This is a genomic window from Rhizobium centroccidentale, from assembly GCF_030182565.1.
GTDB lineage: Bacteria > Pseudomonadota > Alphaproteobacteria > Rhizobiales > Rhizobiaceae > Rhizobium.
Genome location: NZ_JAQJCG010000073.1, coordinates 1 through 374, shown reverse-complemented (window position 1 = coordinate 374; position 374 = coordinate 1). Strand labels below are relative to the sequence as shown.

General features: G+C 27.0%; 1 protein-coding gene. It reads right to left on the bottom strand.

Going from position 1 to position 374, the window contains the following annotated elements; all coding sequences use genetic code 11:
- Positions 1-180 precede the first annotated feature (180 nt).
- Positions 181-374: hypothetical protein (locus PH562_RS30685; protein ID WP_285177651.1), on the bottom strand; the 194-nt coding region annotated here is incomplete at its 5' end.

Below are 374 nucleotides of genomic sequence, written 5' to 3'. Positions count from 1 at the left end.
ATATAAAAAAATGGATTTAATAAAAGAAGAAATAAAAGCAATAAAAAAAATACATAAAAATAAATACCCAGGTTCCAACTTATTTAATTGAGCAGAACATAGGTCTTCATAAAAATTTAAAGACCTATAATAGAATTAGCGACATTTTGTTTTATCGAAATCTTTTACAATCATAAGAAATTAATCCGTTTTTTTCGGGGCTATCGTCACTGTTGAATCAATCCCTTCATTACTGTAAGTTGTTGTCCATACTATCTTTTGTACTTTCGCCCAATCAACTTTAACTGCGTATTTTTTATTAACCAAAAATTCATTTCTGGCTATTCTAGAAATTAAACATGACTCAATCAGTTGAGACACATTATTATTAAATG